Raw genomic sequence first — 21,934 nt, forward strand, 5'->3', positions numbered from 1 at the left:
GGATAAATATAAAACTTTCTTAGTGGCTATATATTCGGCTTATGGGTATCTCCGGTAAGTTAAGGCCATCAACATGGCAAATGATGTAGAGCGTATCGCTCGCATCATGAACAGTAACACCCAGCTCCCCCTATCCCCTTACGAACAGTCACTCGTTGTGAAAGAGCTGGCAGGGTTCAACCTTTCTCCTGATGAAATCGCTGCCCTGGTCGGCAAGAGCCGCGCAACGGTCGATAAGCTGCTGGCATTCAGTCAGGCAAATCACGACGTTCAGACGCTTGTTAGAGAAGGCTCTGTTGCCGTTGACGCCGCTGTAGACCGTGTGAAAGAGCACGGCGAAGCGGCAGGAAAAGTGCTTGCCGTTGACGTCGAAAAGGCAAAGAAAGCAGGCAAAAAGAAGGTCACCAAGTCCTTTATCACTCCCCTATTCAGCGCCACCCGCGCACGAAGATTGTGCGAGCTGCTCTATGACGCCTCACCGATGTTACGCCCAGAAGGTGACGTGTTACTGCTATTGCCGGGAACAAGAGAGGAAATAAACAAAATCCTCAACGAGTACAGACAACAGCACCCGCAGACATTCGATGCTGAACAACAGGATGGCAAATGACCGTAACCGTTAATTCATATTTCTGCGGCGCTGGCCTGATGGATGTCGGACTACTGAGCGCAGGCATCACGGTTAACCAGGCTTTCGAGCTAGATGACGATGCCTGCAAAACCTACCGGCACAATCTCGGGGATCACGTTAAGCAATGCGATATCAGCCAAGAACTGGTATTTGAACAGGGTGCCAGTGATGGGATGGTGTTCACCTACCCATGTACGAAATACAGCACTATCGGCGATATCCATGGAGTGCGTACCGGTGATGACTTGTTCCTGCATGCTTTGCGTCACTTCGCACTTGCACGGCCAGAGTTTTATGTGATCGAAAACGTCCCAGGTATGCGAGCCTTCCCTGTCGTGATGGAAGCAATGACCCGCATGCCTGATTACTTCATTCAGGTGTTTTGCCCTATCCAATCCGAAACATGGCTTCCACAACGCCGTAACCGCCTAATCATCATCGGTACCCGGCGTGCGTTTTCCATCAGACCCCCTGAGAAATTCAAGCCGCTGCCCTTGAGTGCAGTTTTGGAAGAAGATCCACAGGTGACTTTGCCGAAGGCCATCAAGGCAAGACTCAGCGGTTCATATCGGGATTTGCCGATTATCAGCGACCCTGCGCGCGGTGATATAGCCCCAACGTGTGTGGCGCATTATGCGAAAGATAAGAGCACTCGACTTGTTGTCGATAAACGCTTCCCTGACGGAGTTCGCCCGTATTCAGTGCGTGAATATGCTCGCCTGCAGGGTGTACCTGACTGGTTCATTTTTCCCGTGTCAGATACCGCAGCTTACAAGCAGATTGGCAACGGGGTGAGCATTCCGGTGGGCGCTTGGATTGGGGCGGAAATTATTCGTTATATGGGACAGGCCCGGCATCGCTCAGTGTTAGAACAACAGTGCTCCGAAGTCTTTAACGCTCGATCAATAACTTTAATCTGAAAGCCCCTAAGAAAACACCCCACATTGTCATCTCATTATTCCAAGCATGCGTTGTATCATTCATGGCACAAATGATAATGATTATCATTACATTGACGTGTGAGAACTTTTTATATACAGTTCAAATCACTGTATGGGCATACAGTTAATTCAACTTTGTGTTTAAGAAAAAGGAGTTCTTATGGGTGATATCAACTACGACCCCGGCAACTATAACAACGGCGTGCCGCCCCAAGCTGGGCTAGTATGGGAACCCGGTGGTGACGGTGTCCCGGGGTCATGGGGATGGCCAACAACAGGGCAATGGGACGGAGATACGTTAACGATAAGCCCTAATGATCAAGGTACGACAGGTAACGGAAATCACCTGGCATTCCCAGGCCTAGGCTTCTCTGATAATCCAACAAAGACGCCATGGGCAGGTATTCTTGGCGGTGATTCCTGGGACGTGCTCGATGCCATTCAAAAAGAGTGGCATGAACAACAGGAGAAGATAAAACAACAAAAAGAAGCCGAAGAAGCAAAGCAAAAAGCACAGGAAGCCGCGAGGAAAAACTCAGAGGAAAAGGCCCGCGCACAAGCTGAAGCAGAATTCAGAGCTCGGGCGGATGCAGAAGCCAAAGCCAATGCAATTTCCGAAGGCGCGAAAATTGGTGTGTCGGCGGCGGAAAATAAAGTGCGTGAAGCCCAGGAGCGCATTAATCAGGCTGCGGAACAGATACGTCAAAAAAATGAACATCTGGCCTCAACTATTCCCGCTCGTGACGAGAAAAAAACGCTCGTTTCGATGCTCACCGACATGTTTAACCTTGACCCCACTTATCTGGGTCAGTTGGACGAAGAAGAAGCCAAATTAAATAATCTTCAACAACAGGTCGATGCAGCAACAGCAGAATTAAACGCCGCTCAACAAGCGCTGCATCAGGCTAACGTCGATAAAGGGCTGGCAAATGTCACCCTAGAGGCCGCGCGTAAAGCCGAAGCAGATGCACGTGCACAGGCTGAAGCCGATGCACGCGCCAAGGCTGAAGCAGAGGCCAAAGTGAAAGCCGCAGCCGAAGCCACCGCCCGGGCAAAAGCTGAGGCGAAAGCCAGAGCGGAAGCGGAGGCCAAAGCACGTGCAGACGCAGAGGCGAAAGCGGCCGCGGAAACCAAAGCGAAGATAGCGGCAGAACTGGCGAAGGTAGCTGCTGAGCTGGCAAAGGCCGGAGTTAAACCTGCACCGGAGTACACTCCGGATATGGTGAAGGCGGCAAATGCAACCCTGGGTGGCGCCGGCGTGTTGGCATTGGGGCGTTGGCCTGGCACAGCCCAGTTGGCCATTGCGGGAAGAGGTGTGATGAATGTGGGAGGGAAAGTGCTCAGTCCCTCCATTGGCAGAGGCATTTCAGCACTGACAACCGGGGCGGCCGGTCCACTGGCAGGCGGCTTTGTCATTGCAGCCATTTTCCATTCACCCAAAGTAGGGGTAGGCAGTGACAAAGTCCCGGGGCGTGATGTTCCTGCACTGTTTAGCTATCCTGCCAACGTCATGTTGCCCAAAGAACAGGGATTGAGACCGGGGATATCCACGGTCGATTTGCCCGTCCGGGGTCAACTGGTCATGTCAAACGGCCAATTGGCACTGAAACTGCTGAAAACCGGTGATGGTTTGTCGAAAGCCGTTCAGGTGTTGACAGCTGTACGTGATAAAAAAACCGGCTTGGATCGCATCACGGTGCCAGCGACAGCTAGTGCCCCTTCGCGTACGGTTTTGTTTAATCCAGCGGTAACACCGCCTGCACCTTCGAATACAGGTAATCAGACCCCGTCTGTACCGGCAATACCGTTGCATACTGGCACCGATGTAAAGCCGGTGGAAAATATTGTGGTGACTACTTCACCGGCCGCAGATAACAATGGGCTACAAGATTTTATCTACTGGCAGCCTGACGCCAAAGGTACCGGCGTCGAGCAGATTTATGTGGTGTTCAGAAGCCCGCGAGATATGCCAGGGAAAGTGAGCGGCAAGGGACAGAAAGTAGGTGAAGGCTGGCTAAAAAAAGCGGGCCAGGAACTCGGTGCCCCAGTCCCCAGTCAGATTGCTGACAAGCTGCGTGGTCGAGAATTCGCGAACTTTGATGCTTTTCGTAGTGCATTCTGGCGGGAAGTTAGTAAAGACCCTGAATTAAGCAAGCAATTTGATCCAGGTAGTTTAGCCACCATGAAAAAGGGGAGAGCCCCGTATGTTCGAAAGGCCGAACGAGCAGGGAAAAGGGTTAAAGCTGAATTACATCATTTAGACATGATAAAAGATGGCGGGCGTGTCTTTGATGTTGATAATCTTGGTGTCGTAACCCCGAAACGACATGTTGAAATTCATTCAAGAAAGGGAGGGAAGTAACATGGCTAATAAGACGATATCTGATTATACGGAAAAAGAATTCCTCGAATTCGTAAAGGGTATTTATAACGACACCTATCCATCCGAAGAAGCGCATATTGATGCTGTTATGGAGTTTGAGAGGTTGTCTGAGCATCCGTCAGGATCGGATTTGTTGTATTACCCTGAAAAAGGCAATCAAGGCGCTGAAGCTGTAGTTAAAGTCATCAAAGAATGGCGATCTAAAAACGGCAAGCCAGGTTTCAGGAAAGCATGATCCCATAATTTTCACTCTTTCAGCCCGGTTAAACGCCGGGCTTCTTTTTGAGCCGAATCCGTCGAGAAGACGTAATGAGACACTTTCAGCGTATTTCTAGACTTTAATGCCAGGGCCAGTGGAGACGGCTGCAGGGATTGCAGGACATCAGTTAAGTACTGAGCTTTCAATGGTATTAAGGCTGAAATGCATGCCACCTCGCTATGCAGGCAAAACCGGAGAACCAGGTCGCTGAAAACACAGCAGATTGAAGCTATACTCACATTATAAAATGTAGAACAAGCGAAAGGAAAAATCGTGAGAAAAGGAATAATACTTATTTTGGCATCATCAGCACTTCTGTCTGGATGCCTATCAACGCCTAATGAGGCAAGAAACGAAGCACCACTTCTGAGCAGAGAAAGCACCAAATCCCCTGAAGTTCTCAGTGAATGCATCTATGAACGATGGACCAATACCCGTGTCATGCTTGAGCGAGACAACACGACACATGTTGAGCAGTCGAGTAATAAAATCACGGTCTTTACATGGAAAGACACTATGTTCGCCGATATCACCCCAAATGGAACGGGATCGGCAGTTAAGTTCTATAAAACTTTCGGTATGGGCTACACCATTGCAGATAACCGAAAGGATGTGGTGGAGAGCTGCTTGATCGACTAACCCGCCCTCTCAATTATACTGAGCAAATAAACAGTATTTTGTGGTGTGAGTTATGGCTTCAAAAGAACTCGGCTATCAAGTCGTCTATCGCGGCGAAACCCTCCCTCACTTCGTAGAGGGTGGCTGAGTGTTCTTCCAACGCCTGAAGGAGTACGGCGGCGGCTACTGGCTCGGACGCACATACAACGATGCGTTCATATTCGGGCTTGAGCGACCAACGTCGCTATTTGAAGGCATCCAATTCATCCTGGCCTCAAGGTCAGTCGAGCGAAACGCAGAAAAGTTTGACGACGACTTCACCCTCTTCTAAGAAGTTTAGTCAGCCAGGTTTCAGATCTCGCCCACAATTGCCAGATTGAAACCTAACTTGGTATACAGAATGGAAAGCATACCTTCACAGCCATATTGGCTAAGCGGATAGTATCACTAAAATTGTTCCGGATAAATAAACTGCGGCACAGGCCCGGCTTTAGCGGGAAGCTGGGCGGTCCTTCCGGTAACCCAACGCGGCAATCAGGCAGAAGGCGTAACCCAACAGCTCGCAGCCCTCTTCCACCATGTTCTTCACCACCCGGTTATAACCATCCAGCATCAGCATTTGCCACAGAGAATTCATGCCAAACAAGCGTGAAAATACCAGAATGCACAGCAGGCCTGCGCACATCATGCCGTAGCTCGGATGCGTCACGAAATGCGCCAATCCCTGCACCGTGGCCTCAATGTGGCGTGACGCATACCACAGGCATCCAAGCGTCACCGCCAAGGCGAACCACAGCCAGGAACCGTGCCACAGCATATCGAAGGCAAAATCCATCTCGCGGATCAGCATGCAAAGGAAGAAACCTCCCGCCAACACCCATGCGGGCCGATAGGCAACTTGCCGGCGTGCAGCCACAAAGAACAAGCCGGAGATGGCGGCCAGCATCACTTCCTGCGCCGATTCGGTTAAGGAGGTTTCGTAGACAAAATTATGCAGCCAGTGCACATCAATGAACATTAAGCCCATCAGCGCAGCCAAAAATGCGCTGTAAAGCAGAAAGGAGCCTATTTTTCCCAGTAAAATTTGCAGATCATGTTTCATAGTCATACTCGTTATTATTTAAAGCGCGACTATGGTATTCGCCTGCGTAAGGGGATCGTAGCAATTGATGCGGAATAAGCTTACTTCGTGTCTGATTTGCCACTAAAGGGCCATAAAAAACAAAAATCCCCGGCAAATTGCCGGGGAGGATGCCAGTCTTTCCTGGCTGTCACTTCACCGTCGTGAAGATCCGGGCCTCTCATCCCGATACTGAGACGCGCAAATAAGACCCGGCTTACTCCTTGTCGCCGTTATTCTCTCACCACCACGATACGGCTGTTGGTCTTAACGCCCCACAGGCCGGCCAACGCGCTGATGACTGCGCCAATCAGCAATGCGAAGAATGACCACAGGGCCGCATGAGACAAGGCCTTAGCCGCTTCCGCTGCCTGCTCGCGCGCTTTTTGCTTCAGCTCTGTATATTCCTGCTTAGCCTGATTAATTTTTACTTCCACGTCATTCAAGCGCTGATTCACCAGCTGCGCCGTTTTGTTTTTCGCATCCACCAGATTTTTGACGGTCTGGTCAACTTCCTGCGGTGTCATATCGGTATTCTCCGACAGCGCTTTCTTGAGCGAATCCTCATCGACGTCCTGCGAAATGGCCTCACCGTGTTTTTTCAATTTGGCAACCAGATCCTGAATAATTGCATCGCTATTCTCAGGCTGCAGCGCCAACGCTTTTACCGCGTCCCCCACTTCACTCTTGGCCGCGTCCAACTGTTGCTGCATAAACTCCGGCTGCAATGAAGGGATATCGCTTTTTTTCAGTGCCGCCACGACATTGTCTTGTAACTTTTCGGGTTCCAACTTGGTGTCGATACCCAACTTATCAAACACTTTGCCGCCGGCATCCGCGAGACCCGAAGCGCCTTTACCAATGGCTGACCCGGCACCGGAAAGCAGGCTACCGGAAGTTGAGGCAATAGCCCCCAGCGCGTTCCCGGTAGCTTTGACTGCAGACCCCACTAACAAAGCGCCCAACACGGCCGCTACAATCAGCGAGGTGGCCCAAACCAGGAAACCGTGGATTAACCCATCATTCGCTGCCAGACGACCGGCAATAAAGGCACCGGCAGCCAGGCTCAGGATGATCGAAATTGCAGACCAAACCACCACAGTAGTGCCGGCCCCGTTGACCGGATCGTCAGAGGTCGGATCGACGATGGAAAACCCCAGACTGGTCCCCAGAGTAGACAGCAGCAGCGACACCGCCAAAACGGTGATAACCCCGCCAATTACGCTGCCCCACGATATTTTTTTAACCGTTGCCAATTCGTTTGCCACTTGCATAGTAAAACTCCTTTTAAGCTTTTCGATTAAGTGAAACTGCCCGAAAGCCCTATCAGTATAGAATCCAATAAAAAAAGGGGTGGCTTAATGATCAAAAATATAAAATTAACTAATGATACATGTACTCTTTGTCCGTGTTTAGCCGACGTTTTGCTCCCTGCACATTGCGCAAATCAGCGATGGCGAACATCTCTGGCTCCCGCTATCCTGATGCCATTAACGGCAGAGTTGAGAAGCACCCCGCATCATGAACCGGTTATTGAAATTACTCGTTGGCGCCTGCCTGGTGCTGACGGCTCTTTTTGTCCTGCTCCATCTGGGAGCAGACCGTCATCCACGGGCCATCGCGGTGAATGAGCCGCCGATGGAATGTGAGGATACACCGGAGATTGCCAATGATTGCGTGAACGACGATGACGCTAATACCGACGCCGTTCTTGAACTGCTCCCCCCTGGCAGTCCAGGTTAATGGCGTGAGAACCTTTTATTAATTCATTGTATTTTAAGTAACTTATTGCGGAAGCAATTCGCATTTCATGGCAGGCGATCAGGTTGCGCTGTCGTGTTTTAACTGAAAACAGGGAGTTCGCTTTATGACAAGTATTCTGCAGTTATTCCAGGCCATCGGACTGGGTTTGGTGCTGCTGTTGCCACTGGCCAACCCGCTGACTACCGTCGCGCTGTTGCTTGGCCTGTCGGGCAATATGACGCGCGAAGAACGCAATCAGCAGTCGCTGATGGCATCCATTTATGTGTTCTTTATCATGACGGTGGCGTTCTACGCCGGCCAAGTGGTGATGAATACCTTCGGCATTTCCATTCCCGGTCTGCGTATTGCCGGTGGGTTGATTGTGGCATTTATCGGTTTCCGCATGTTGTTCCCGCAGCAAAGCGCAGAAGACGCGCCAGAAGTGGAAACCAAGTCAAACGAACTGCGTAAGAAAACCTCGGCCAATATCGCCTTTGTCCCCCTGGCAATGCCAAGTACCGCTGGCCCCGGGACTATCGCCATGATCATCAGCTCCGCATCGAGCATTCACGAAAATACGCTGGGTTTCGCCCATTGGGTGCTGCTGGTGGCCCCGGTGGCGATTTTCTTCTCGGTTGCCTTTATCCTGTGGGTCTGCCTGCGCAGTTCCGGCGCCATTATGCGCCTGGTGGGCAAAAGCGGCATCGAAGCCATTTCGCGTCTGATGGGGTTCTTGCTGGTGTGTATGGGCGTGCAGTTTATTATCAACGGCGTGCTGGAAATCATCTCCACCTACGTGCCTGCGGCCTGACAATAAGGGCGCGGTATCAGCCGCGCCCTTCACGATGTTTACTTTCCTGCCGGTGCCTGCGCACCCAATATCCCCTTACCTTCCGGCACTTCGGTAAAGCGGCTGAGGATTTCGCTGTAGGTTTTCGCCGGATCCAATTCCTTGAACTGATTCGGATAGATAAACTTCGCCAGATATTCCAGCCCGACGATGTTGTACGGGTGGTTATAGAAGTTATGGTAAATGCCGTAGAAGCGCCCCTCCTTCACCGCCGTGACCTGGGCGAAACCCGGGCGTTGCTTCATCCGGTTAAAAGCGTCATCAACCTGCTGCTGCGTCACGCCGTAACCAAAGGGCACTGCGGCATTGGTTTTGGTCGCCCATTGAGAGCCGGACACGATATAGGCGTCAGGTTTCATGCTGATCACTTTTTCCAGGGAGACATCGCCGGTTGCGCCAGGCAACAATGCGGAGCCCAGGTTACGTGCGCCTACCGCCTCGATCATCCCACCCCAACCGACGTGAGAATGAGTGAAACAACAGGACTCAAGCCCGTTAAGACCGGCTTTTGCCTCGATAAATACCAACGGCTTTGGCTCGACGGCTTTGGTTTTATCCAGGATGTTCTGATAATGCTGCTGATAGAAGTCGGTGTACTGTTTCGCTTCGCTTTCGCGGTTGAGGGTCTCACCCAGCAGCGTGATGCTTTTCGGGGTGTTTTCCACCGGTTTGAGCATGGTGTCGATAAACAGCACCGGAATGTTGAGCGCTTTCAGCTTATCCAACACGCCAGTCTGGCTCAGTGAAGGCTTGGAACGCAGTTGAGCCACCATCAGATCAGGCTGTTTGGCGATCACGCTTTCCAGGTTGACCTCGCCCTTATCACTAAAGCCCATATCGATAATGCCGTTGGCTTCCGGCCACTTGTTACGCAGGATCTTCCAGGTTTCACCGTCGCTTTTCTTGAGCAGGTTATTCCAGGCCACCAGCCGGGCGAAAGGATCGGCGCGGTCGAGCAAGGCCAGCGTCAGAATATCGCGCCCGTCCTGCACCACAATGCGTTTCGGCTCTTGCTTGATGGTCAGGCTCTGGCCAGAGGTATCTGTCAGGGTTAACGGATAAGTAGTCGCCATCGCCTGAGCGGACAAACCGCAGGCGCAGGCCAAAGCCAACAGGGTGATTCGACGGTGCACGTAAAACTCCTTAGCGTAGGAAATCAGTGCGGAAATAATAATGAGAACCGCTCCCATTATCAAAGAGAACCCCGGGTGCGTTTTCGCTTAATTGAAAAGGGATGTGAACAGGGAAAAAGTAGCGCACCGGATCCGATGCGCTACTGAGGTCAAATCAGGCCGTAAATCAGCGCCGACAGCGCTATCAGGCCCATCACCAGGACAAAGACGTTACTTAGCGCACGATAGCGGCGCATCGCGGGCACTGCACGCACAGCGTACATCGGCAGAATAAACAGGATCGCTGCAATCAGCGGACCGCTGATGGTTTCGATAATGTGCAGCGCACTTGGGTTCCACACCGTCGCCGCCCAGGTCAGCAGGAACAGCGATATCGCAGAAATCCGGTGCGTAATTCGCGAGCTCAAGGGTTTGCCAACCGCTCGCGTCAGGCCGTCGATCAGGCTGGTTGCCCCTTCAGTCACGCCCAGGGAAGTGCCGAGATAAGACTTGGCCATCGCCAGCATCGCCATCATTGGGCCAAGGTAGGCGATCAGCGGGTTGGAGAATTTGTTCGCCAGCGTGGTCAGCACGGTGATGTTTTGATCTTTCGCCTGCTGCATATCCTCATGAGACAGGCTCAGTACGCAGCTAAAGACAAAGAACAAGACGGTGACGCAGATCAGCACATAGCTGTAGCGCATGATACGCGCGCAGCGGCGTTCGGCCTTCTCACCGTACAGGCTCTTTTGCGTGGAGGCGAAGGACGAAATAATCGGCGCATGGCTGAAAGAAAACACCATCACCGGCACCGCCAGCCACAGTGAATGCCACAGGTCCGGGCTGCTGAACTGGGTGTTGGCCAGGCCGCTGACAAAGTTTGCCGTTTGCCAGGTGGGTACCAGATACAGCGTGATACCCATCAAAAACACCAGCAGCGGGAACACCAACATGCCCATCGCCGAAACGATAGCGTCTTTGCCGCGCAGCAACACAAGATTCAGAACCACCACCACCGCCAGGCTCAGCCAGACACGCGGCAGCGGCGCCAGATGAAACTGATGGATCAGGAAGCTGTCCAGCGCATTGGTGATCGAGATGCTGTACACCAGCACGATCGGGAAGAACGCCATCAGGTACAGCACCATGATGATTTTGCCGGCCAGCACGCCAAAGTGCTCCACCACCACATCATGGATATTGCCGTCGCGGCTGGAGCCGGACAGCACAAAGCGGCTCAATGCGCGGTGCGGTAAATAAGTCAGCGGGAAAGCGAACAACGCCATCAACAACAGGACCAGCGGACCATTCAGACCTGCATTGATCGGCAGGAACAGGGTTCCTGCGCCGACAGCGGTGGCATAGAGCCCAAACATCCACACGGTATCGGTTTTATTCCATTTGGCAGCCTGGGCGGTTGCCAGCGTGCCTGAATCGGGAGAAATCGTACTCATAAGAAAGCTTACCTTACTCTTCAGCGACAACGATTGCGCTCAACGGGATATCCTTCTCCGCGAATTTTTAATATTAATCAGTGGATTAACGCAGTATTTCACTCTTGTTCCTGCTAAAAGGACGGCAAAGGATAATGAAAAATGCGGCTCGGGTCTATGTTTTATCGGCTGACAGAGTGATTTACGAGCAGAAAATGCTGCCAAAATCAGCACGCCGGGCCAAAAGAAAAGGGCCTCGAACGAGGCCCTTTCAGATTTACTTGTTGGCGTCCGGAAGTTCCGGCACGGCGGCGCTGCCCATCTCCTTCTCATCGCGGATCATCGAGCGGTCTTTACGCACGCTGGCCACGTCTGAGGCGTCGATTGGCTTGGCGCTGTTGCCCCAGCTTGAACGGATGAAGTTCACCACATCCGCTACCTGCTGGTCGTTCAGACGCCAACCGAACGGCGGCATGGTGATGTTGGAAACCGCCCCTTTCACCGCCGGCGTGGTGTTACCTGTCAGCACGATATGAATCAGCGAAGTCGCGTCTTCGGTCTGTACCACCGGATTGCCCTTCAGCGCCGGGAAGGCGCGTTTATAGCCGACGCCATCGGTGCGGTGGCAGGCCGCGCAGTTATCGACGTACAGCGCCGCTCCGGGCTTGCTGTCGTTACCACGCCACAGATCCTTGGCGACGCTGTCTTCGACCGGTGCCGCCTGCTGCTTGCCGTCTTTCGGCGGCAGCGTTTTCAGATAGCGCGAGATCGCCGTCAGATCCTCATCGCTGAGATACTGCAGGCTGTGCTCCACCACGTCGCTCATGCCACCAAACACGATAGATTTGTCGTTGCGTCCGGTTTTCAGGAACTCCGTCAGTTCGGCTTCGCTCCAGGTCCCCAACCCATCCTTGTTGTCACCGCGCAGGCTGGAAGCCACCCAACCGTCGATCGGCGCATTGCTGCCGGACAGATAGGTATCGCCGTCGTTATTGCTCAGCGCTTTTTCCTGCATGGTAAGGCTACGTGGCGTATGGCAGGCGCCACAGTGACCCAGCCCTTCCACCAGATAGCGACCGCGTTCAATCACCGGATCCGCTTTGGTGTCAGCCACAAAGTCGGCCGGTGAAGGCGCAAACATGCCGCGCCAGATGCTCAACGGCCAACGCATCGACAGCGGCCAAGGAATGTCGGAATCCTTGTTGGCCTGCTCCACCGGTTGCACACCGTGCATGAAATAGGCGTACATGGCGCGCATGTCATCCTCTTTCACCAAGGCAAACGACGGATACGGCATCGCCGGGTACAGGGTGCTGCCGTTTTTGGCGACGCCTTTGCGTACCGCATTGTCGAAGTCTTCGAAGCTGTAATCACCGATACCGGTTTTCTTGTCCGGCGAAATATTGGTGGAGTAGATGGTGCCGATCGGCGTTTCCATCGCCAGACCGCCTGCAAACTCTTTACCGCTTTTGCCGTTAGTGTGGCAGGCCACGCAGTCACCGGCGCGCGCCAAATACTCGCCGCGTTTGATCAGCTCGCTGCTGACCGTGGCGTCCTGCGCCCATACGGAAAAACTCAGTGCACTGAGAACCAGTGCGGGAACAAATGCTTTCATCAGTCGCCGTCCTTATGCCTGCACCAAAGGGCCTGGGTTTTTCAGATACTGCTCGCGAATGGCACGGGCAGACCAGTAAGCCAACGCGGCCACGGTGCCGGTCGGGTTGTAACCCAGCCCCTGAGGGAAGGCCGACGCGCCGATCGAGAATACGTTATGCACGTCCCAGCTTTGCAGATAGCGGTTCACCGCGCTGGTTTTCGGATCTTCCCCCATCACCGCCCCGCCGTTCATATGGGTGGTCTGGTAGCTGGTGGTATCAAAGTGGCTATTGGCGTTTTTCGGGCTGCCGGCGATCAGTTTAGGGTTCATGGCCTTGGCGATAGGTGCCATTTTGTCGTACATGAACTGCGACATCTTGACGTCATTTTCCTGCCAGTCGAACGTCATGCGCAGCAAGGGCTGGCCGAAGACGTTCTTGTAGTTGGGATCGAGGTCCAGATAGTTGCTGCGGTACGACTGATGCGCACCGTGCGCATCCATCGATACATGGTGGGTATAAGCATCGGCCACTGCCGCTTTCCACTTGCTACCCCAGGCTGGCGTTCCTGGCGGCGTTGGCAAGCCGGAAATAGGCTTGGTCCCCGCCTGGTTGACCCAGAACGGCGAACCGCCGACGAAGCCTTCTTTGGCATGATCAAAGTTATCGGCGTTGAAGTCGTCAACGCCGACACCGTTACCGCCGGCCCCGATGAACGGGTTGGTGTATACGTCCTTGTCGAAGAACGCCTTGATGGTGGTCATGTTCTGATAGGCGAAGTTACGCCCTACCACACCCTCGCCGGTCACCGGATCGTAAGGTTTACCGATGCCGGACAGCAGCATCAGGTGCACGTTGTGGAACTGGAATGCCCCCAGGATCACCAACTCCGCCGGCTGCTCGACTTCACGACCCTGCGCGTCAATGTAATTCACCCCGGTCGCACGGGATTTATCGGCGGTCAGATTCACTTTCAACACGTTAGCGTTAGTGCGCAGCTCAAAGCGTTTTTCCATGCGCAGCGCCGGCAGAATGTTGACGTTCGGCGAAGCCTTGGAATACATGTAGCAGGCATAACCGCTGCAGAAACCGCAGAAGTTGCACGGCCCCATCTGCGCACCGTACGGGTTGGTATAGGAATCGGAGGTGTTGGCGGAAGGCAGGTTATACGGGTGATAACCTACTTCCAGCGCCGCTTTCTCGAACAGCTGGGCAGAGAAGGTATTTTTCTGCGCCGGCAGCGGGAAGTCGTCCGAACGGTCACCCGCGAACGGGTTGCCGCCCTTTTGACCCACTTTCTGGCCTTTGATGGTCCAGGCGGTGCCGGAAGTACCGAATACTTTTTCGGCCTTATCGAAGAATGGCTCCAGCTCGGCGTAGCTCACGCCGAAATCCTGGATGGTCATGTCTTTCGGGATAAAGCTCTTGCCGTAGCGCTCTTCGTAATGGCTGCGCATACGCAATTCAATAGGATCGACCCGGAAATGGACGCCGGACCAGTGCAGGCCCGCACCGCCCACGCCGGTACCCGGCAGGAACGCCGCCAACTGGCGGTAAGGCACCGCAGTCTGGCTGGTATTGTGACGAATGGTCACGGTGCTTTTCGACAGATCCTGGAACAGCTTGCGGCGGATGTTATAGGTCAGTTCGTCGATCACCTGCGGATAGGAACCGTCCGGATAGGTATCGCGCATCGGGCCACGCTCCAGCGCCACCACGCTCAGGCCCGCTTCGGTCAGCTCTTTGGCCATAATCGCGCCCACCCAACCGAAACCGACGATCACCGCGTCTACTTTTTTCATTACCGTTGCCATTGTTACCCCCTCTCCCCACGAATCGAGACCGGAGGTAAGGGATAACGTTCCCCTCGCTCAACCCAGTCCATAAAGTCGGCGCGCGCGCCCGGAAAATTAATCAGCTTCCAGCCAACCATGTCTTTATTGCCGCCATGGATCGGGTCGCTGAAGAAACCTTCGCGGGTGTTTTGCAACAGGTAGGAGAAGAACAATTTTGCCGGCAACTGCGAGAATTCCGCCTCTCCGGACTCAAACTTCTGCAACAGCGCATCCTGCTGTGTAGCGTCAAGTTCAGCAAAGGGTTTACCGGCGGTTTTCTTGCAGTAGGCATCAGCATCTGCGATGCCAAGGTTATAGATCTGTTTTGGCACCAATGGCAGTTGATAACCCATTTCTTTCGGTGCATCCGGGTTAAACGGTCCCTGCATGTACCAAATAGAACCGGTGGCGTACGGGGTATTCATTTGACGATCGATAAACTCCGGCACGCCGGCCTCCAGCGCACCGGGGCCGCGTTCATCCGCCGGGATCAGTCGCGCCACAGCGGCTTTAACGAAGGCCCACTCTTCCGGCGTAAAGAAAGTCGGTTGGTAATCTGGCTGTTTTGAGGTGTCTGTTGCCGCAACCGCCGGGATTGGAGCTGTCAGCGCACTCACGCCACTGCCGCCAATCACTGCTGCGGGAATTAAAGTCATCGATTTCAACAGGAAATCGCGCCGTGAATTGTTAGTTTTATCGTCCGACATATCACATTCCATCCAAAGATAATCACAACTATTTAACCTCAACCTTGCGGTCGATGCGGGTTTTAAACACAAATTGTTACTTATTTGTATATTTATTGAAGACCAAAATGTGAACAAAAGCCAAAATGTTACCGGTAACTTATTGAATAAACGTAAAGATTTGATGGGTAATGTAAAGTTAACGATTCGTGCGGTTTTTTAGGTAACAGGATGGGAAATAACGAAAAATGAGAGATGTGTCGCGAATTTAGCGCAAGCCAATAAAAAACCGGCTGCTGACGCGGCCGGTTTTACGAAAAAATCTTGGCTAGGGTGACATCGCCTGGTAGGCGGTGGTCACTTTCCAGAGATAGCGTGGTGCCTGCGGGGCAGGATGCTTTTTCTGGATGTGTTGATAAAACTCATCCGGGCTCATTTGGTTGATGCGGTTCACCGCCACACGCTTGTCCGATGAGAAAGTGCGAAGCATAGCGCCCGCCCCATTCACGTAGGAAACGATGGTGGCGTAACGCAACGTCTGTGGGTTGTTGATCCCGGCTAGCTGCTGGCTTTGAAGAATATTGATATAGGCCGTTCCCAGATCAATATTGACCGCCGGATCCTTCAACTCACGCGAGCTTGGCTGCCCGCTTCTTCCTTTTAAACGATAGGCATCACGCCCGGCGGTTGAAGGCTTCAGCTGCATTAATCCCACTGCGTTCGAGGTGCTGACTGCGTTCGGGTTAAACCCGGACTCCACCTGAATAATCGCTTTAATCAGCGTTTCGTCAACGCCATAGCTGCTGGCTGCCTGACGAATGTAATCGTTATAGGCTATCGGTGTCCCCGTGCGGTTAACCGGTGCCTGCGGGGGGGTTTTTAGCCAACCACCACGCGATGTGCCACTGCCTGAATTATTAGTTGCTGTTTGCGGGTCTTTCGCACACCCCGACAAAAGCAAAATTGCCGTCAGGCAACCTATTTTTGTTTTCACAGAATCCCTCACTCCTTTCAATGAGTTGCGTAGCATATACAACTTGTAAGGACGCCTGTACGGTTTTTTTGGTCTATTCTCAAGCTACTCGTATACCAAGAGGTGATTTATGAGTCAATCTGCAACGACGTGTTTTGTGGTCACTTTTCGCTATCAGGAAGAAGGATTAGCTGATTTAGCCAAGCTGACAGGACAATTAACCCTGCAAGGATTTGTCACGTCGGTGGCCGACGAAAATGGCGTTCCGCACGAGCTGGGCAGCAACAGTTTTGCGTTAATAACCCCACTGGATCAAGAGGATGTACGGCAATTGGCCCAGAAGCTTGGTCAGGTGGCCTTGGGCAAGGCGCCGGAGGCCGACATCGTCACCTATGAGGACTACGTAAAGCGGTTACATACTGATACATAAAATGCTATAACTCACTGCTGGGTATTATTTCGCTTCGCTGTGGAAATAACCGGCAGTTTGCCTGCAGGTGACGCTTGACTTTGCTCTAATTGATATTGATAATCATTTTCATTTGAGCCAGGAGATGTCACCATGTTTTTGAAACAACGCGCTTTTCCCCGCCTATCCCTCGTTAAGAACAGGGCCTACTTCCGCCCTTTCACCCTGCTGTGTCTGTTGTTGACCGCCAGCCTTGCCAGCCATGCCGCGTTGGCGGAAAAGAAGCTGCGTGTGGTGACTACTTTCACCATTATTCAGGACATTGCCCAGAACGTAGCCGGTGACGCCGCCGTAGTGGAGTCGATCACCAAACCGGGTGCAGAGATCCATGATTACCAGCCTACACCACGCGACATCGTCAAAGCGCAGCACGCCGACCTGATCCTGTGGAACGGCATGAATCTGGAACGCTGGTTCCAACGCTTCTTCGAGAACATTAAACAGGTGCCTGCGGCCGTGGTCACCGAGGGCATCACCCCGCTGCCGATCCGCGAAGGGCCTTATAACGGCAACCCGAATCCACATGCCTGGATGTCTGCCAGCAATGCGCAGGTGTACATCGAAAATATCCGCAAAGCGCTGGTGCAGTACGACCCGGCCAATGCGGAAACCTACAATCGCAATGCTAAAGCCTACGCCGCCAAAATTGCCGCGCTGGATGCCCCGCTGCGCGAACGCCTGTCTCGCATTCCGGAAGCCCAGCGTTGGCTGGTGACCAGCGAGGGCGCCTTCAGCTATCTGGCCAAAGACTATCAGTTGAAAGAAGTCTATCTGTGGCCGATCAACGCCGATGAACAAGGTTCACCGCAGCAGGTTCGCCGGGTGATTGACGCCGTGCGTGCCAACCACATCCCGGTGGTGTTCAGCGAAAGCACTATTTCAGACAAACCGGCCAAGCAGGTCGCGAAAGAAACCGGCGCAAAATACGGCGGCGTGCTCTATGTCGACTCCCTGTCCACCCAGGATGGCCCGGTACCGACCTATATCGACCTGCTCAACGTCACCGTACAAACCATTGCCAAAGGATTTGATCAATGACAAGTGAGGTTTTTGTCCGCCCTGAGTTGAGCGTGGACGACGTTACCGTGACCTACAACAACGGCCATACCGCGATCCACAACGCCAGCTTTACCCTGAGCGGCGGTGCCATCTGCGCGCTGGTTGGCGTCAACGGCAGCGGTAAATCGACCTTGTTCAAAAGCATTATGGGCCTGGTGCGGCCCACCACGGGCCGCGTACAGCTCAACGAGCAGCCGGTCGCGCAGGCATTAAAGAAAAACGTTATTGCTTACGTGCCGCAAACCGAGGACGTTGACTGGAATTTCCCGGTGCTGGTGGAAGATGTCGTCATGATGGGCCGTTACGGCAAGATGAACTTCCTGCGTATTCCTTCAAAGGAAGACCGGCTGCGGGTGGACAAGGCGCTTGAGCGCGTTGGGCTGAGTGAGTTACGCACCCGCCAGATCGGCGAGCTTTCCGGCGGGCAGAAAAAACGCGTCTTTCTGGCGCGGGCACTGGCGCAACAAGGCAGCGTTCTGCTGCTGGACGAGCCTTTCACCGGGGTCGACGTCAAAACCGAGAACGCCATTATCGATCTGCTGCGCGCACTGCGTGATGAAGGCCACCTGATCCTGGTTTCAACCCATAACCTGGGGAGCGTACCGGAATTTTGCGATCGGGTTATCCTGATTAACCGCACGGTGCTGGCTGCCGGCCCAACAGAAACCACCTTTACCCAAAGCAACCTGGAACAGGCGTTTGGCGGCGTACTGCGCCATATCAATCTGTCAGGCCCGGATCTGCACGACGACAACGATCCGCGCACGGTCACGGTATTGACCGATGACGAGCGGCCAGCGGTGTTCTACGGCCATACCAAGAGCGATCCGCCGGCGCAAAGCCAGCCGAAGGAGAAACAACCCTGATGCTGGAACTTCTGCTGCAACCCTTCAGTTACAACTACATGGTCAAAGCCATTTGGGTCAGCGCCATCGTCGGCGCCGCCTGCGCGTTCCTTTCGGCCTACCTGATGCTAAAGGGCTGGTCGCTGATGGGGGACGCACTGTCGCACTCGGTGGTACCCGGCGTTGCCGGGGCCTATGCGCTAGGCCTGCCCTACGCCGCCGGAGCCTTCTTCACCGGCATGCTGGCCGCGCTGGCAATGACGCTGGTGCGCCACGTGACTCGCCTGCGCGAAGACGCCATTATCGGCTTTATCTTTTCCACCTTCTTCGCCGTAGGCCTGTTGATTGTGTCGCTAAACCCGACCTCGGTTAACGTCCAGTCGATTATCTTCGGCAATATCCTCGGTATCGCCGATGAAGACGTTTTGCAGGTCGAGATTATCATCGGCGTTTCGCTACTGATCTTGTGTCTGGTGTGGAAAGACTTACTGGCAGTGTTTTTTGACGAAAACCACGCCGTGTCTATCGGCCTGTCGCCGCTGCGGTTAAAGATCCTGTTCTTCACCCTGCTCAGCGCCTGCACCGTAGCGGCATTGCAAACCGTTGGCGCCATTTTGGTGATCGCCATGGTGATCACGCCGGGGGCTACCGCCTACCTGCTGACAGACCGCTTCAGCCGGTTGGTGATTATCGCCATCGTGATTGGCGCACTAACCAGCGGCCTGGGCGCTTACCTCAGCTTCTTCCTCGACGGGGCTACCGGCGGGGTGATCGTGACTCTGCAAACGCTGGTATTCCTGGCCGCCTTTTTCTTCGCCCCCAAACATGGGCTACTGGCGTCCAAACGCCGCGTAGCACGTGAACAGACCGGAGGCCACTGATGGAAACCCTGTATCAACTGCTCAGCGAGCCCTTCGCCTATCCCTTTATGCAGCGGGCAATCCTGGCCGCCATCGTGACCGGCGTGGTGTGTGCAGTGCTCTCTTGCTATCTGGTGCTCAAAGGCTGGTCGCTGATGGGTGACGCCATCTCGCATGCGGTGCTGCCCGGTATCGTGGTGGCGTTCGTGCTCGGCATCCCAGTGGTGATAGGTGCCTTCTTCTCCGGTATTTTCTGTGCGGTAGCTACCGGTTACCTGAAAGAAAACAGCCGGGTGAAAGAGGACACGGTGATGGGGATCGTTTTCTCCGGCATGTTTGCCTTTGGCCTGGTGCTGTTTTCCCGTATCGATACCGATCAGCACCTCAGCCACATTCTGTTCGGCAATATGCTGGGCATTACCGACGCAGAGCTGAAACAGACGTTGCTGATGGCTGGCATTACGCTGCTGGTGGTGTTGCTGAAACGCAAAGATTTGATGCTCTACTGTTTTGATCCCAACCATGCCAGGGTGATTGGCCTGCCGGTGAAACTGTTGCACTACGGGCTGCTGTGCCTGCTGGCGCTGACGATTGTCGCCTCATTGCAGGCCGTCGGGGTCATTCTGGTGATTGCGATGTTGATTGCTCCAGGCATCATTGCCTTCATGCTGTGCCGCAGCTTCGACCGCATGCTGATAGTCGCCACGGTGGTGTCTGTGTTCTCCTGCGTACTCGGCACCTTGATCAGCTTCCACATTGACGGTGCCACCGGCCCCTGCATTGTGATAGTCCAGGCCATTCTGTTTGTGTTCGCCCTGCTCTACAGTAAATTTAAACCGTTACAACGTCACGAAAATGGAATGCTCGACGCAAAACCTTGAAACAGGCGGCGGTGCCTAATGGCGCCGCCGCTGCTCATTACGGCTGCTGATAGATATCCGGTCGGACAATATGCCAGACAAAATCCTCGCGGTTTACCGCTTCATAACCCACCTTTTGATACAACCACGGCGCAGTACCGGTCACCAGCATAATCCGTCGCAGCCGCTGCAACACCGGGTGCTCCAGCGTGCAGTCCATGAACCAACGCGCTAACCCTTGTCCCTGGTAGTCCGGGGAGACAAACACATCGCACAGATAGCCAAAAGTGGCGTAATCCGTCACCAGACGCGCAAAACCAATCTGCTGGTGTTGATGGTACAGGCCAAAGCACAGGCTATTGTCGATAGACAACTGCACCGTCGGCAACGAAATGCCGCTCGCCCAGCTTGAAGTGGTCAAAAATGCGTGAGTAAAGGAGAGGTTCAATTCACTTGTATCGCAGTTGATCCGGTATTCCCCTCGCTGCCACTGCCGGTTTTGCTCCATTGTTGTTCATCTCATTGATAATGATAGTTATATGAATCCTGCCCTTGCCGTAATAGCTGACGACCTTATAAACATCGCTCTCACGCCGCCAAGTTGCAACAGACGTCGTACTTAAATTAATCAATAGCGTATATACTTTGAGCAAATGCGATGGCGATAAAATCGCCGGTTGTTGGTGCCAGCTGTGCGCCAGGTCGTGTTTTCACAGGGCTAAAGACGCTAACCTAATGAATTCGCAGGCAACACAGAGGGGGTGTACCATGTGGCAAGCCGTTAGCCGTCTGTTAAGTGAACATCTTGGCAGCGCAGAAATCCGCGAAAGGACCGAACTGCCCGGGGGAGAAATCCATCCGGCGTGGCGCGTGAGTTACGGTGACAATCAGGTGTTTGTCAAATGTGACGCTCGCGAACTGTTGCCCATCTTCACCGCCGAAGCCGACCAGCTGGCCTTGCTGGCGCGCAGTAAAACCGTGCGGGTTCCGCAGGTGTACGGCGTAGGCAGCGATCGCGATTACAGCTTCTTGCTGCTGGAATACCAAACCCTGAAACCTTTAGACGCCCATGGCGCTCACTGTCTCGGACAACAGCTGGCCCATTTACACAAGTGGAGCGAACAGCCGCAGTTTGGCCTCGACTTCGACAACGACCTGTCCACCACCCCGCAGCCCAACGCCTGGCAGCGCCGCTGGTCAGAGTTTTTTGCCGAACAGCGCATTGGCTGGCAACTGCAGATGGCGGCAGAGAAAGGCATGACCTTTGGGGATATCGATGAGATTGTCGACATCGTGTATCTGCGTTTGCAGCATCATCAGCCGCAACCTTCTCTTCTGCACGGGGATTTGTGGCCGGCCAACTGCGCAATGACCGCCGACGGCCCACTGCTGTTCGATCCGGCCTGCTATTGGGGCGACAGAGAGTGTGATTTGGCCATGCTGCCGCTGTATCCGGAACTGCCGCCGCAGATTTACGACGGCTACCAGAGCGTCTGGCCGTTAGAGAGCGGCTTTATCGAACGTCAGCCGCTTTATCAACTGTATTACCTGCTCAACCGCAGTAACCTGTTCGGCGGGCAGCATCTGGTTCGGGCCCAACGCGCGGTGGAAGCGTTGCTGCATCCCGAGTCCCGATAAAATAAAGGCGCTGAAATCAGCGCC

21 protein-coding genes and 1 pseudogene are annotated in these 21,934 nt (G+C 53.8%); 13 read left to right on the forward strand and 9 right to left on the reverse strand.

Annotated elements, in window-relative coordinates:
* Positions 1–79 precede the first annotated feature (79 nt).
* The 5 genes and pseudogenes from AC1RKC_RS02990 to AC1RKC_RS03010 all read left to right on the forward strand — a co-directional run.
* Positions 80–610: pseudogene (locus tag AC1RKC_RS02990) on the forward strand (ParB-like helix-turn-helix domain-containing protein); the annotation flags it as partial.
* A complete protein-coding gene (locus AC1RKC_RS02995) occupies positions 607–1,551 on the forward strand; it encodes a DNA cytosine methyltransferase (protein ID WP_493092141.1) in 945 nt (314 codons plus the stop codon). The pseudogene AC1RKC_RS02990 and the gene AC1RKC_RS02995, both read left to right, overlap by 4 nt.
* A 181-nt stretch (positions 1,552–1,732) precedes the next feature.
* Positions 1,733–3,934: a pyocin-S2/colicin E7-DNase domain-containing protein gene (locus tag AC1RKC_RS03000; RefSeq protein ID WP_493092140.1), complete on the forward strand. Its 2,202-nt coding sequence runs from the start codon at positions 1,733–1,735 to the stop codon at positions 3,932–3,934.
* Between the two features lies 1 nt (position 3,935).
* Complete coding sequence (locus AC1RKC_RS03005; protein WP_020826583.1) at positions 3,936–4,190, forward strand: bacteriocin immunity protein; 255 nt, start codon at positions 3,936–3,938, stop codon at positions 4,188–4,190.
* 297 nt (positions 4,191–4,487) lie between these two features.
* Positions 4,488–4,853 (forward strand): hypothetical protein, encoded by a 366-nt coding sequence (locus AC1RKC_RS03010; RefSeq protein WP_041414505.1) that lies wholly within the window; start codon positions 4,488–4,490, stop codon positions 4,851–4,853.
* Positions 4,854–5,322: 469 nt separating this feature from the next.
* Here AC1RKC_RS03010 and AC1RKC_RS03015 read toward each other — a convergent pair whose 3' ends face one another.
* Both AC1RKC_RS03015 and AC1RKC_RS03020 read right to left on the reverse strand, forming a co-directional pair.
* Positions 5,323–5,934 carry a hypothetical protein gene (locus AC1RKC_RS03015; RefSeq protein WP_129940413.1) on the reverse strand — a complete coding sequence of 204 codons (612 nt, stop codon included), beginning with the start codon at positions 5,932–5,934 and terminating at the stop codon, positions 5,323–5,325.
* Between the two features lie 251 nt (positions 5,935–6,185).
* Positions 6,186–7,226 carry a caP-Gly domain-containing linker protein 1 gene (locus AC1RKC_RS03020; protein WP_020826579.1) on the reverse strand — a complete coding sequence of 347 codons (1,041 nt, stop codon included), beginning with the start codon at positions 7,224–7,226 and terminating at the stop codon, positions 6,186–6,188.
* 247 nt (positions 7,227–7,473) lie between these two features.
* Between AC1RKC_RS03020 and AC1RKC_RS03025 the strand changes: the two genes are divergently transcribed.
* Positions 7,474–7,695, forward strand: a complete 222-nt coding sequence (locus AC1RKC_RS03025; RefSeq protein ID WP_020826578.1) for a hypothetical protein — start codon at positions 7,474–7,476, stop codon at positions 7,693–7,695.
* Positions 7,696–7,819: 124 nt separating this feature from the next.
* Positions 7,820–8,506, forward strand: a complete 687-nt coding sequence (locus tag AC1RKC_RS03030) for a MarC family NAAT transporter (RefSeq protein ID WP_020826577.1) — start codon at positions 7,820–7,822, stop codon at positions 8,504–8,506.
* Between the two features lie 38 nt (positions 8,507–8,544).
* Here AC1RKC_RS03030 and AC1RKC_RS03035 read toward each other — a convergent pair whose 3' ends face one another.
* From AC1RKC_RS03035 to AC1RKC_RS03060, 6 genes are all read right to left on the reverse strand, one after another.
* Positions 8,545–9,678 carry an ABC transporter substrate-binding protein gene (locus tag AC1RKC_RS03035; protein ID WP_046375047.1) on the reverse strand — a complete coding sequence of 378 codons (1,134 nt, stop codon included), beginning with the start codon at positions 9,676–9,678 and terminating at the stop codon, positions 8,545–8,547.
* A 149-nt stretch (positions 9,679–9,827) separates the two neighbouring features.
* The gene (locus tag AC1RKC_RS03040; protein ID WP_493092139.1) at positions 9,828–11,111 is read right to left on the reverse strand and encodes an SLC5/6 family protein; all 1,284 of its coding nucleotides are present in this window, start codon (positions 11,109–11,111) and stop codon (positions 9,828–9,830) included.
* A 256-nt stretch (positions 11,112–11,367) separates the two neighbouring features.
* Entirely contained in the window at positions 11,368–12,705 is a 1,338-nt protein-coding gene (locus AC1RKC_RS03045; protein ID WP_493092138.1) for a c-type cytochrome, read from the reverse strand.
* 12 nt (positions 12,706–12,717) lie between these two features.
* Positions 12,718–14,499, reverse strand: coding sequence for a GMC family oxidoreductase (locus AC1RKC_RS03050; protein WP_116690643.1), 1,782 nt, complete (start codon positions 14,497–14,499; stop codon positions 12,718–12,720).
* A gap of 2 nt (positions 14,500–14,501) precedes the next feature.
* Positions 14,502–15,227, reverse strand: a complete 726-nt coding sequence (locus AC1RKC_RS03055) for a gluconate 2-dehydrogenase subunit 3 family protein (RefSeq protein WP_234529484.1) — start codon at positions 15,225–15,227, stop codon at positions 14,502–14,504.
* A gap of 307 nt (positions 15,228–15,534) precedes the next feature.
* A complete protein-coding gene (locus AC1RKC_RS03060; protein WP_020826571.1) occupies positions 15,535–16,200 on the reverse strand; it encodes a transglycosylase SLT domain-containing protein in 666 nt (221 codons plus the stop codon).
* 109 nt (positions 16,201–16,309) lie between these two features.
* On the opposite strand from AC1RKC_RS03060, the gene ghoS reads away from it, so the two are divergent.
* From ghoS to AC1RKC_RS03085, 5 genes are all read left to right on the forward strand, one after another.
* Complete coding sequence (ghoS, locus tag AC1RKC_RS03065; RefSeq protein ID WP_116690645.1) at positions 16,310–16,609, forward strand: type V toxin-antitoxin system endoribonuclease antitoxin GhoS; 300 nt, start codon at positions 16,310–16,312, stop codon at positions 16,607–16,609.
* Between the two features lie 132 nt (positions 16,610–16,741).
* A complete protein-coding gene (locus AC1RKC_RS03070; RefSeq protein ID WP_046373757.1) occupies positions 16,742–17,686 on the forward strand; it encodes a metal ABC transporter substrate-binding protein in 945 nt (314 codons plus the stop codon).
* Positions 17,683–18,573, forward strand: coding sequence for a manganese/iron ABC transporter ATP-binding protein (locus AC1RKC_RS03075; protein ID WP_020826568.1), 891 nt, complete (start codon positions 17,683–17,685; stop codon positions 18,571–18,573). Before AC1RKC_RS03070 ends, AC1RKC_RS03075 begins: the two co-directional genes overlap by 4 nt.
* The gene (gene yfeC / locus AC1RKC_RS03080) at positions 18,573–19,433 is read left to right on the forward strand and encodes an iron/manganese ABC transporter permease subunit YfeC (protein WP_046373759.1); all 861 of its coding nucleotides are present in this window, start codon (positions 18,573–18,575) and stop codon (positions 19,431–19,433) included. Before AC1RKC_RS03075 ends, yfeC begins: the two co-directional genes overlap by 1 nt.
* A complete protein-coding gene (locus AC1RKC_RS03085; RefSeq protein ID WP_020826566.1) occupies positions 19,433–20,293 on the forward strand; it encodes a metal ABC transporter permease in 861 nt (286 codons plus the stop codon). Before yfeC ends, AC1RKC_RS03085 begins: the two co-directional genes overlap by 1 nt.
* 37 nt (positions 20,294–20,330) lie before the next feature.
* Here AC1RKC_RS03085 and AC1RKC_RS03090 read toward each other — a convergent pair whose 3' ends face one another.
* Entirely contained in the window at positions 20,331–20,780 is a 450-nt protein-coding gene (locus AC1RKC_RS03090) for a GNAT family N-acetyltransferase (protein WP_234529485.1), read from the reverse strand.
* A 260-nt stretch (positions 20,781–21,040) separates the two neighbouring features.
* Here AC1RKC_RS03090 and AC1RKC_RS03095 point away from each other — a divergent pair, with 260 nt between their 5' ends.
* Entirely contained in the window at positions 21,041–21,910 is an 870-nt protein-coding gene (locus AC1RKC_RS03095) for a fructosamine kinase family protein (protein ID WP_020826564.1), read from the forward strand.
* Positions 21,911–21,934 lie beyond the last annotated feature (24 nt).

It is taken from the genome of Serratia sp. GW822-FHT06E05, from assembly GCF_058799445.1.

What these genes read in the sequence shown, in the direction of transcription:
- AC1RKC_RS03030 (WP_020826577.1), top strand. Translation starts at nt 7,820, where the DNA reads ATGACAAGTATTCTGCAGTTATTCCAGGCCATCGGACTGGGTTTGGTG.
- ghoS (WP_116690645.1), top strand. Translation starts at nt 16,310, where the DNA reads ATGAGTCAATCTGCAACGACGTGTTTTGTGGTCACTTTTCGCTATCAG.
- AC1RKC_RS03070 (WP_046373757.1), top strand. Translation starts at nt 16,742, where the DNA reads ATGTTTTTGAAACAACGCGCTTTTCCCCGCCTATCCCTCGTTAAGAAC.
- AC1RKC_RS03015 (WP_129940413.1), bottom strand. Translation starts at nt 5,934, where the DNA reads ATGAAACATGATCTGCAAATTTTACTGGGAAAAATAGGCTCCTTTCTG.
- AC1RKC_RS02995 (WP_493092141.1), top strand. Translation starts at nt 607, where the DNA reads ATGACCGTAACCGTTAATTCATATTTCTGCGGCGCTGGCCTGATGGAT.
- AC1RKC_RS03075 (WP_020826568.1), top strand. Translation starts at nt 17,683, where the DNA reads ATGACAAGTGAGGTTTTTGTCCGCCCTGAGTTGAGCGTGGACGACGTT.
- AC1RKC_RS03025 (WP_020826578.1), top strand. Translation starts at nt 7,474, where the DNA reads ATGAACCGGTTATTGAAATTACTCGTTGGCGCCTGCCTGGTGCTGACG.
- AC1RKC_RS03090 (WP_234529485.1), bottom strand. Translation starts at nt 20,780, where the DNA reads ATGGAGCAAAACCGGCAGTGGCAGCGAGGGGAATACCGGATCAACTGC.
- AC1RKC_RS03050 (WP_116690643.1), bottom strand. Translation starts at nt 14,499, where the DNA reads ATGGCAACGGTAATGAAAAAAGTAGACGCGGTGATCGTCGGTTTCGGT.
- AC1RKC_RS03005 (WP_020826583.1), top strand. Translation starts at nt 3,936, where the DNA reads ATGGCTAATAAGACGATATCTGATTATACGGAAAAAGAATTCCTCGAA.
- AC1RKC_RS03040 (WP_493092139.1), bottom strand. Translation starts at nt 11,111, where the DNA reads ATGAGTACGATTTCTCCCGATTCAGGCACGCTGGCAACCGCCCAGGCT.
- AC1RKC_RS03020 (WP_020826579.1), bottom strand. Translation starts at nt 7,226, where the DNA reads ATGCAAGTGGCAAACGAATTGGCAACGGTTAAAAAAATATCGTGGGGC.
- yfeC (WP_046373759.1), top strand. Translation starts at nt 18,573, where the DNA reads ATGCTGGAACTTCTGCTGCAACCCTTCAGTTACAACTACATGGTCAAA.
- AC1RKC_RS03095 (WP_020826564.1), top strand. Translation starts at nt 21,041, where the DNA reads ATGTGGCAAGCCGTTAGCCGTCTGTTAAGTGAACATCTTGGCAGCGCA.
- AC1RKC_RS03055 (WP_234529484.1), bottom strand. Translation starts at nt 15,227, where the DNA reads ATGTCGGACGATAAAACTAACAATTCACGGCGCGATTTCCTGTTGAAA.
- AC1RKC_RS03045 (WP_493092138.1), bottom strand. Translation starts at nt 12,705, where the DNA reads ATGAAAGCATTTGTTCCCGCACTGGTTCTCAGTGCACTGAGTTTTTCC.
- AC1RKC_RS03085 (WP_020826566.1), top strand. Translation starts at nt 19,433, where the DNA reads ATGGAAACCCTGTATCAACTGCTCAGCGAGCCCTTCGCCTATCCCTTT.
- AC1RKC_RS03000 (WP_493092140.1), top strand. Translation starts at nt 1,733, where the DNA reads ATGGGTGATATCAACTACGACCCCGGCAACTATAACAACGGCGTGCCG.